General features: G+C 71.5%; 9 protein-coding genes. 2 read left to right on the plus strand and 7 right to left on the minus strand.

The annotated features are described in order from the left end of the window. The 4 genes from FOY91_RS19595 to metX all read right to left on the minus strand — a co-directional run. A partial coding sequence (locus FOY91_RS19595) for a PilZ domain-containing protein (RefSeq protein WP_145155501.1) occupies positions 1-312 on the minus strand: 312 nt, incomplete at its 3' end. 77 nt (positions 313-389) lie between these two features. Then, positions 390-980, minus strand: a complete 591-nt coding sequence (metW, locus tag FOY91_RS19600) for a methionine biosynthesis protein MetW (RefSeq protein WP_145155503.1) — start codon at positions 978-980, stop codon at positions 390-392. Beyond that, positions 977-1291 (minus strand): hypothetical protein, encoded by a 315-nt coding sequence (locus tag FOY91_RS19605; RefSeq protein WP_145155505.1) that lies wholly within the window; start codon positions 1289-1291, stop codon positions 977-979. The genes metW and FOY91_RS19605 overlap by 4 nt, the downstream gene beginning before the upstream one ends. An 11-nt stretch (positions 1292-1302) precedes the next feature. Next, positions 1303-2433: a homoserine O-acetyltransferase MetX gene (metX, locus tag FOY91_RS19610; RefSeq protein ID WP_145155518.1), complete on the minus strand. Its 1131-nt coding sequence runs from the start codon at positions 2431-2433 to the stop codon at positions 1303-1305. Between the two features lie 70 nt (positions 2434-2503). Here metX and hisC point away from each other — a divergent pair, with 70 nt between their 5' ends. Both hisC and FOY91_RS19620 read left to right on the plus strand, forming a co-directional pair. After that, positions 2504-3631, plus strand: a complete 1128-nt coding sequence (hisC, locus tag FOY91_RS19615; protein ID WP_145155507.1) for a histidinol-phosphate transaminase — start codon at positions 2504-2506, stop codon at positions 3629-3631. Then, positions 3631-4539: a prephenate/arogenate dehydrogenase family protein gene (locus FOY91_RS19620; protein WP_145155509.1), complete on the plus strand. Its 909-nt coding sequence runs from the start codon at positions 3631-3633 to the stop codon at positions 4537-4539. The genes hisC and FOY91_RS19620 overlap by 1 nt, the downstream gene beginning before the upstream one ends. Before the next feature lie 118 nt (positions 4540-4657). On the opposite strand, the gene FOY91_RS19625 is transcribed toward FOY91_RS19620, so the two are convergent. From FOY91_RS19625 to FOY91_RS19635, 3 genes are all read right to left on the minus strand, one after another. Then, entirely contained in the window at positions 4658-7849 is a 3192-nt protein-coding gene (locus FOY91_RS19625; protein ID WP_145155511.1) for a TRCF domain-containing protein, read from the minus strand. 366 nt (positions 7850-8215) lie between these two features. Next, positions 8216-8548 carry a hypothetical protein gene (locus tag FOY91_RS19630; RefSeq protein ID WP_145155514.1) on the minus strand — a complete coding sequence of 111 codons (333 nt, stop codon included), beginning with the start codon at positions 8546-8548 and terminating at the stop codon, positions 8216-8218. Beyond that, positions 8545-9438 (minus strand): SDR family oxidoreductase (locus FOY91_RS19635; RefSeq protein WP_145155515.1); only part of this gene is annotated, 894 nt, incomplete at its 5' end. The genes FOY91_RS19630 and FOY91_RS19635, both read right to left, overlap by 4 nt.

Genomic DNA, 9438 nt, shown 5'->3' on the forward strand with positions numbered 1-9438 from the left:
CTTGCGGGCCTGCTCCGGGTCGATCGCCGCGGCGAAGGCCAGCCCGGCCAGCCCGTCGCGAATCCAGCGCACGGTGGCGGCAAGGGCATGGACCGCGCCGATCGAAACCGTGACGGTGTCGCCGACCCGCAGCACGAGGGCATTGTCGATCCGCACGCCGCCGGTGGAGAGGTCGCGCACCCGGTGCCGCGTCGGCTCCTGCTTGCCGTCATGCTCGATCGTCGCGATCAGCAGCACGCTGCCCCGCTGCGCGCGCGGCACGATCGGGGCCGGTTCGTGATCGTGGGACGGGGCGGTGGAACGATCGGGCACGATGGCGGCCTCATTGCTGCGACGGCCACGTGTCTAGCGCCAACGGCTTAAGCAACCCTTAGTGGCCGGATCACCAGTTACCGGCGCAGCAGGAACACCGCATGTTCGGCGCGGAAATTGGCGGCGGCGGCACTCGTGTGGCGATCGCCGTTGAGGAACCAGGCCTGTTCCACCCCGATGCCGCGTTCCGCCACGAAGGCGCGGAAATCGTCCACCGTAAGCTGGTGGATGTTCTCGGTCTCGTACCAGCTTACCGGCAGCGCCGCCGTCACCGGCATCCGCCCCCGCCACAGCAGGCTCAGCCGCACCCGCCAGTAGGCGAAGTTGGGGAAGGAGACGAACGCGCGCCGGCCGATCCGCAGCAGTTCGTCCAGCACGCGATCGGGCGCGCGTGCGGTCTGCAACGTCTGGCTCAGGATCGCATAGTCGAAGGCGTGGTCGGGATAATTGGCCAGATCGGTATCGGCATCGCCCTGCACCACCGACAGCCCGCGCGCGACCGCCGCCGAGACGTTGCGCGCATCCAGCTCGATCCCGCGCGCGTCCACCTGCGCCGAACGGCGCAGTTCGGCCATCAACTCGCCATCGCCGCAGCCGACATCCAGCACCTTGGCGCCGCGCGGCACATGCCCGGCGATGATCGCAAGATCGGGGCGCAGGTCGCTCAACGAAACAGGCCCTCGATGAAGGCGGCGATCGGGTGGGCGCGGCGGTGTTCGGCCTGGGCGGCGGCGAAGAAGCAGTCGCGCGCCGCCACCGTGCTGTCCCGTCCGACGACGAGCAGCATCGCCTCGCCCGCGCGTTGCAGCGTCGCGCTCGCGGCACCGCAACGCTGCGCCAGCGCGCGATAGCCGGCGGTGTTGTCGGTCGAGACGGCGATGGCGACGATATCCGGCGCCGGTTCGGGTTTCGCCGGGCGGCGCTGGCACCCGCCCAGCAGCACCGCGCCGCACAGCAGTATGATGGTCGTTCGCCGCATGCTGGCCGTCCTCACGATTCGTCCGCCCGGATGAAGCCGTCCACCACCCGGTTGAGTTCCGGCACGTCCAGCAGGAAGGCGTCGTGCCCGAACGGGGAGGACAGCTCGACGAAGCTCACCGCCGCGCCCGCCGCGTTCAGCGCATGCACGATCATCCGCGATTCGGCGGTGGGGTACAGCCAGTCGGTATCGAACGAGACGACGCAGAAGCGTGTGCGCGTGCCCTGGAAGGCATTGGCCAGCCGCCCGCCATGCTCCTCCGCCAGATCGAAATAGTCCATCGCGCGGGTGATGTAGAGGTAGCTGTTGGCATCGAACCGCTCGACGAAGCTGATCCCCTGATGACGCAGGTAGCTTTCCACCTGAAAATCAGCGTCGAAGCCGAAGCTCTTGGCGTCGCGTGCCTGCAACCGGCGGCCGAACTTCTCGGTCAGCCCCGCTTCCGACAGGTAGGTGATGTGCGCCGCCATGCGCGCCACCGCCAGCCCGGCGGCGGGCGTGTCGCCGGTGCCGTAATAACAGCCGCCCTGCCAGTTGGGGTCGGCCATGATCGCCTGCCGGCCGACCTCGTGGAACGCGATGTTCTGCGCGGAGTGGCGCGCGGCCGATGCGATCACCACCACCGACCGCACCCGGTCGGGGAAGGTGGCGGCCCATTCGAGCACCTGCATCCCGCCCATCGAGCCGCCGATCACCGCCTGCAACGTGCCGACCCCGAGATGATCGAGCAGCATCGCCTGCGCGCGCACCATGTCGCGCAGGGTGATGACGGGAAAGCGCATCGCCCACGGCGTGCCTGTCGCCGGATCGATCGTGGCCGGACCGCTCGACCCCATGCAGCTGCCGATCACGTTGGCACAGACGATGAAGTGGCGCGCCGGATCGATCGGCCGCCCCGGCCCCACCATCCGCGTCCACCAGCCCGGCTTGCCGGTGATCGGGTGGACAGAGGCGACATGCTGGTCGCCGGTAAGCGCGTGGGTGATGAGGATCGCGTTCGACCCGTCCGCATTCAACGTGCCGTAGGTTTCGTAGCCGATCTCCACCGGCGTCAGCACCCCGCCGCCGTCGAGCGGCAGCGGGCGGGGGAGGGTGACGCGGCGGGCAAGGCCGAAACGCTGGTCTTCGGACGGGATCGACATCGTGGCGAGAGTCATGCGGCTGTTTAGCGGCGGCTGGTTTGAAGTGCCATAGGGCGTTATGGGGCTGGCCATGACAGCACCCGCCCCCAAGCCGTGGATCGATGCGATCGCGCCCTATGTCCCCGGTCGGTCCTCTACCGACGACGGGCGCAAGGCGATCAAGCTCTCGTCCAACGAAAGCCCGCTCGGCACCAGCCCCGCCGCGATCGCCGCATTCGAGGCGGCGGACCGTACGCTCCACCGCTACCCCGACGCCGCCGCCACCGCGCTGCGCGAGGCGATCGCCGCCAAGCACGGCCTCGATCCGGCGCGGGTGATCCACGGCACCGGATCGGACGAGATCCTGCATCTGGCCGCCGGCGCCTTCGCCGGGCAGGGCGACGAGGTGCTGTTCGTGCGCTACGGCTTCTCGGTCTATCCGATCGCCGCGCGGCGGGTGGGGGCCGAGCCGGTCGAGGCACCGGACCGCGATTACGCCACCGATGTCGATGCGCTGCTGGCGGCGGTGACGCCGAAGACGCGCGTGGTGTTCGTCGCCAACCCGAACAACCCGACCGGCACCTATACCGACCGGCGCGAACTGGCCCGCCTGCACGCCGGCCTGCCGGACGACGTGCTGCTGGTAGTGGATCAGGCCTACGCCGAATATCTGGCGCCGGAGGACGACGACGGCGCCTTCGCGCTCGCCCAGATCGCCTCTAACGTGCTGGTGACGCGCACCTTCTCCAAGATCCACGGGCTTGCCGCGGAGCGGATCGGCTGGGGGTACGGCCCCGCGCCGGTGATCGCGGCGATGCACAAGATCCGCGCGCCGTTCAACGTGACGACGGCGGGGCAGGAGGCGGCGATCGCGGCGCTGGGCGACGACGGTTTCGTCGCCGCCAGTCGCGAGCACAACCTGCACTGGCGGACGTGGCTGGAGGGCGAGATCGCCGCGCTCGGCAACGCGGGCCTGCGCGCGGTGCCGACGAAGGCGAACTTCATCCTCATCCTGTTCGAGGGGCGGGTGACGGCGCAGGAGGCCTATCAGGCGCTGATGGAACGCGGCTACATCGTGCGCTGGTTGCCCGGGCAAGGGCTGCCGCACGGCCTGCGCGTCTCGATCGGCACCGAGGAGGAGACGCGTGGCATCGCCGACGCGCTGCGCGAGATCGTGGCCGGCCCGACCGGCGCGGCCGGGCTGGCGGTCACCGCCTGATGCTGCCGTTCGCGCGGGTATCGATCGTCGGTCTGGGCCTGATCGGCTCGTCGATCGCGCGCGCGGTGCGCCATCACATGCCCACCGTGCGACTGACCGCCCACGATGCCGACCCGGCGGTGCGCGCCCGCGCCCGCGCGCTCGATCTGGCGGACGACGTGACCGATACCGCGGGCGCGGCCGTGATGGATGCCGATCTGGTGATCCTGTGCGTGCCGGTCGGCGCGATGCGCGCGGCGGCCGAGGCCATCGCCGCCGACCTGCCCGCCGACGTGATCGTCAGCGATGTCGGCTCGTGCAAGCAGAGCATCGCGGCGGCACTGGCCGAGGTGCTGCCCGGCGTGTCGGTGGTGCCGGCGCATCCGGTGGCGGGCACCGAGCACAGCGGGCCGGACGCCGGCTTCGCCACGTTGTTCCACAAGCGCTGGTGCATCCTCACCCCGGCGGGCGATGCCGATCCGGCGGCGGTGATGCGCGTGTCGTCCTTCTGGGAGAAGATCGGCGCGGACGTGGAGATCATGGACGCGCGCCATCACGATCTGGTGCTGGCCGTCACCAGCCACGTGCCGCATCTGATCGCCTATTCGATCGTTGGCACCGCCAGCGACCTGGAGGAGGTGACGAACAGCGAGGTCATAAAATTCTCCGCCGGCGGCTTCCGCGATTTCACCCGCATCGCCTCGTCCGATCCGACGATGTGGCGCGACGTGTTCCTCAACAACCGCGAGGCGGTGCTGGAGATGCTCCAGCGGTTGACCGAGGACGTGACGATGCTCCAGCGCGCGATACGCTGGGGTGACGGCGACACGCTGTTCGACCTGTTCACCCGCACCCGCGCCGTGCGCCGCAGCATCATCGAGCATGGGCAGGACGATCCACGGCCGGATTTCGGACGCGAGCATATCTGACCGGGCGGCGTCGGCGTCTGGCGCTGTCTTCCGATCACGTCACCCCTTGTATCGGGCAAAGTCGAGAGACGACAGGGCGCCCCTCGACTTCGCTCGAGGAAAGGGGGCTTGGGACTTCTCACCCCTCTGCCAGCGCCCCCAGCAATTCCCCCAGCCGGTCCAGCCGCGCCACCGGATCGTCGATCCGTTCGCGCAGCAGCAGGCGGTCGCCCTTGCGGTAGAGGCCGTGGGCGTCGGCGTCGATCGTCGTGCCGCGCCGGGGGGTCAGCGCGATGCCGGCCGGGCCGGCGGTGATCGCGGCGATGCCGGCGGCGCGCGCCTCCACCCGGATGCGGGCGATCGCCAGCAGCCGCCGCGCCTCGTCCGGCATCGCGCCGAAGCGGTCCTCCAGTTCCTCGGCGAAACCGTCGAGCGCCCCGGCCTCGTCCAGTCGGGCGAGGCGGGTATAGGCGGTCACGCGCAGCTCCTCGTCGGGGATCCAGCTTTCGGGCAGGCGGCCTTCCAGCCCCAGCTTCAGGTCTGGCGACCAGCGTTCCACCTGCTCGCCCCGGGCCGTGCGCAGCGATGATTCGAGGAGCTGCTGGTACAGGTCGATGCCGATCAGCTTCATGTGCCCGGCCTGCGTCTCGCCGAGCAGGTCGCCCGCGCCGCGCATGTCCAGATCGCGCGCGCTGATCGCGAAGCCGGCGCCCAGCCGGTCGAACGCCTGCAGCGTGCGCAGGCGCTTCAGCGTGCGGGCGGCGATTTCGTGCTCGGGATCGGTCAGCAGCAGCACCTGCCCGCGCCGGCTGCCGCGCCCCACTCGCCCGCGCAACTGGTGCAGTTGCGACAGGCCGAAGCGGTCGGCGCGCCAGATCACCATCGTATTGGCGCGCGGCACATCCAGCCCGGCCTCGATGATGTTGGTGGCGAGCAGCACGTCGCCGTCGCCCCGGCCGAAGCGCACCATCGCCTCGTCGATGTCGGTCGCCGCCATCTTGCCGTGCGCCTGCAGCAGTTCGAGCTCGGGCACCAGCTCGACGAGCGTCGCGGCCAGCCTCGCCATGTCCTCGATCCGGGGGACGACGACGAAGCTCTGCCCGCCCCGGCTTTTTTCACGCAGCAGCGCGGTACGGACCGTCTCCGCCACGAACGGGCCGACGGCGGTGCGGATCGGCTGGCGGCGCGCCGGGGGCGTGGCGATGACGGAGAGCTGCTGCATCCCCACCAGCGCGCTTTGCAGCGTGCGCGGGATCGGCGTGGCGGACAGTGTGAGGACATGGCCGGCGGAAAGCCCGCGCAGCCGGTCCTTGTCGGCCGCACCGAATCTTTGCTCCTCGTCGATCACGACCAGCGCCAGATCCTTGTACGCGATTCCCTTGCCCGCCACCGCGCCGGTGCCGACCACCACGTTGACCGACCCGTCGGCCAGCCCCGCCTTCACGCGCTTCTTTTCGGCGGGGGTGGACAGGCGCGACAGGCCGGCGACGAGGATGCCCGTGCCCTCGAAGCGCTCGGTAAAGCTTTCCAGATGCTGGCGGGCGAGTACCGTCGTGGGGGCGGCGATGGCCACCTGCCTGCCCGCGAGGGCCGCGATGGCGGCGGCGCGCAGCGCCACCTCGGTCTTGCCGTAGCCCACGTCGCCGATCACCAGCCGGTCCATCGGCCGGCCGCCCGCCAGATCGTCGCGCACCGCCGCGATGGCGCGGGCCTGATCGGGTGTCTCGGTGAACGGGAAGCCGGCGGCGAATCGCTCGTAGGCGGCGGTGTCCGGTTCCAGCACCGGGGCACTGCGCCCGGCGCGCTCGGCGGCAAGCGCGGTCAGCTGGCGCGCGCTCTCGGCGATGGCGGCGTCGATCGCGCCACGCCGTTTCTGCCAGCTCGACCCGTCGAGCCGGTCGAGCGTCACCGCATCCGCGTCGGCCCCATAGCGCCACAGGCGGTCCGCGCCCGCCACCGGCACCAGCCGCGTCGCGTCGTCGGAGTAGGTCAGCTTGATCGCGTCGCCCGCCCCGTCCTGGCCCGCCATCCGGTCCAGCCCGGCGACGACCGCGATGCCGTGATCCTCGTGCACCACCACGTCGCCCACGCGGATCTCGCCGAAATCGAACAGGCCGGTGTCGGCCGGGCCAGTCGCGATGTCGTCGCGCTCCGCCCGGCTGCCGAGCAGGTCGGCCGCGGCGATGGCCAGCACGCCCTCCCGGCGGAAACCGCGCTCGGCCGGCATCTCAAGCGACAGCAGCGCGCCCGGATCGGCGGCGACGACACCGGCCCAGTCGGCGACCGCGACGACATCCTGCTTCAGCAGCGCGCCGATACGCCGGCGCAGAAAACGGAGATCGCGCGCACCGCCGAGCAGCACGACACGCTCGCCTGCCTCGAACGCGGCGCGGGCCACCCTGGCAAATGCCCGGAGCGGGGCCTTGGCCTCCACGAAGCGCGGCGGCGGATCGCCGGCGCGCGCCAGTGCCAGCGTGTCGCGTCCGGCGACCGCCTCGGCCCAAACCTTGTCGTCGATCACGTCCCGCAGGGCCTGCCGCCGCCGCCGTCGCGCGGCATCGGCGGCGAGCGCCAGGAACCGCTTGCGGCGATCCTCCGCTTCGGGCGGCACGACGATCCGCGCGTCGGGCAGATGATCGAGCAAGGGCGTGCCCTGGCCCCCGGCCGCCGGCTCTGACACGCGGCCCAGTTCGCGCGCCTCGCAGTCGCCGGTGGTGCGCTGATCGGCGGGATCGTAGCTGCGGATGGCGACGATATGCCCGTCCGCCACCTCGATCCGCAGCGGCTCCACCGCATCGGCGGGAAATACGTCGAGCACCTGCCCGCGCAGCGCCACCTCGCCCGGTTCGTCCACCCGCTCGTCGACGAAATAGCCGATGGCCTGCAATTCATCGAACAGCGTGGCCAGATCGGTCGCGGCGCCTTTCGTGGCGCACGGCGGCGTCGCCTCGAACGCGACGGGCGGGGGGTAGGCGCGGCCCAGCGCCTCGCCGGTCGTCACGAAGGCGACCGGGCCGCGATCCTTCCTCGCCAGCGCCAGCCTGAGGCGGCGAAGCGCGGACACGCGCTGGCCGACGTTGGCGGGGGAGGCGGGGGCATCGTCGCCGGGCAGGGCATCGCTGCCCGGGCAGGTCACCACGGTGGCACCGGGCACGGCGGCGGCGAGCGAGCGGGCGACGGCGGCGGCGACGGTGTCGTCGACGGCGGCATACAGTACGTCGCCATCGGCCAGTGCCCCGGCGAGCGCGGCGGCGATCTCGGCATGGCCGAGCGGGGCGGGGGGCAGGGGCGCGGTGATGGCGGTCAGGGCACCGTCGTCGATGGCCGGCATAAAGCGTTGATTCCTCTCCAGAACGAGTCGCCCAACGGCCGCCCCCGCCACGCCGTTCCGCGCCCCTGTGCTGGCGACGCACGCGGCTGTGGATCAATTGACGGGGCGGCTACGGCGAGGGCTGACCGGCCCTGTGCAGGCTGCCGTCCGGGTCGGCGGCAGGCCGTGCGGCGGCGGGCGTTTGGCAACACCGGCGAGGATGTGGATCGCTTTTCGCCGGTGGCCATGCCGCTGCTGCATAGGGGCCGCGGCTGCCAGACAGACCGAGAACCGCCGGTGTCCGGTCGTGAGGACGAACCCTGTCAGCGCGGACATCGTGGCCAACATGAGCAGGCCCCGCATCGTTATCGGGGAACGGCCGTCGGATCAGGGCGTACCCGGCAACGCCTCGTACCAGTCGGCATAGGGCGTGTTGCGGGCAAGGTGGCGGTTGAGGTCGGCGGTGCCGTCCTGCCACCACACCGGCCCGCGCTCGCCAAGCGACACCTTTGCCGCGTCCACGCCGGCGCGGGCTGTGGCGAGCGCCGCGGGATCGTCCACCTTCAGCGCGCGGGCGACGGCGCGGCGGGCGTCCATCAGCGCGTTTACCAGCGCCTGCCGTTCGGTTTCCGCCAGCGCCGGGTTCGCCTGCCGCCACAGCCGGCCGCGCACCACGATATAGCGGCCATCGGGCGTCACCGGCGGCGCGGCGCGCGTCACCGCCGCCGGTGCCAGAGCCAGGCGCCGAGCGCGGCCAGCCCCACCGAGGCGGGCGCCCCCGCCGCGATCGCCGCCGTACGGCGCTGATCCGGCCGGCGGCGTCCGCCATCGGGGCCGCTCGGCTGCGCGGGCGGGTCGAACAGCGTGCCCGGCGTGTCGGTGCCGCGATCCGCCTTGCCGGTCCACACGTCGAGGAATCCGCTCATCACCGCCGCGCCCAGATTGGGCATGGCGAACTGTCCCAGCTCAAGCGCGAAGGCCGGCGCGCCGACGACGGTGGTGTTGCGTGGCCGGCGGGCGAGCCGCACTACCGCCTTCGCCACCGTCTCCGGCGCCAGCGCGCCCGGCGGCAGCGACAGTTTCGCGCCGGTGTAGTTGCCGGCATGATCGACGCCGGGGGTATCCACGAAGGTGGGATACACGTCGCAGATATGGATGCGCGGCATCTTCGACAGTTCGCCGCGCAACGCCTGCGAGAAGCCGCGCAGGCCGAACTTGCTGGCGGCATAGGCGGCAGCATAGGGCGTAGCGACATAGCCGCCGACCGAGATCATGTTCACCCACGTGCCCCGGCCCTGCGCCAGGAAGATCGGCAGCACGGCATGGGCATCGTTCATGTGGCCGGTGAGGTTGGTATCGATCACCCGCGCATGGTCGGCGATCGGCACGTCCTGATAGCGGCCAAGCACGCCCACGCCGACGCAGCTGAACCACAGGTCGATCCCGCCGAGCACGCCGTTCGCCTCGGCCGCCAGCACGGCGACGGCGGCGGCATCGGTGGTGTCGGCGACGTGGACATGGGCGGTGCCGCCCGCCTCCCGGCAGCGGCGGGCGGTGTCTTCCAGCCCGGCCCCGCCGCGCGCCGCCAGCACGAGCCGCGCGCCCTGCGT

Source organism: Alterirhizorhabdus solaris (assembly GCF_007785815.1).
Classification (GTDB): domain Bacteria; phylum Pseudomonadota; class Alphaproteobacteria; order Sphingomonadales; family Sphingomonadaceae; genus Alterirhizorhabdus; species Alterirhizorhabdus solaris.

Coding starts and splice junctions, on each gene's coding strand:
- FOY91_RS19620 (WP_145155509.1), top strand. CDS start 3,631: ATGCTGCCGTTCGCGCGGGTATCGATCGTCGGTCTGGGCCTGATCGGC.
- FOY91_RS19625 (WP_145155511.1), bottom strand. CDS start 7,849: ATGCCGGCCATCGACGACGGTGCCCTGACCGCCATCACCGCGCCCCTG.
- hisC (WP_145155507.1), top strand. CDS start 2,504: ATGACAGCACCCGCCCCCAAGCCGTGGATCGATGCGATCGCGCCCTAT.
- FOY91_RS19605 (WP_145155505.1), bottom strand. CDS start 1,291: ATGCGGCGAACGACCATCATACTGCTGTGCGGCGCGGTGCTGCTGGGC.
- metX (WP_145155518.1), bottom strand. CDS start 2,433: ATGTCGATCCCGTCCGAAGACCAGCGTTTCGGCCTTGCCCGCCGCGTC.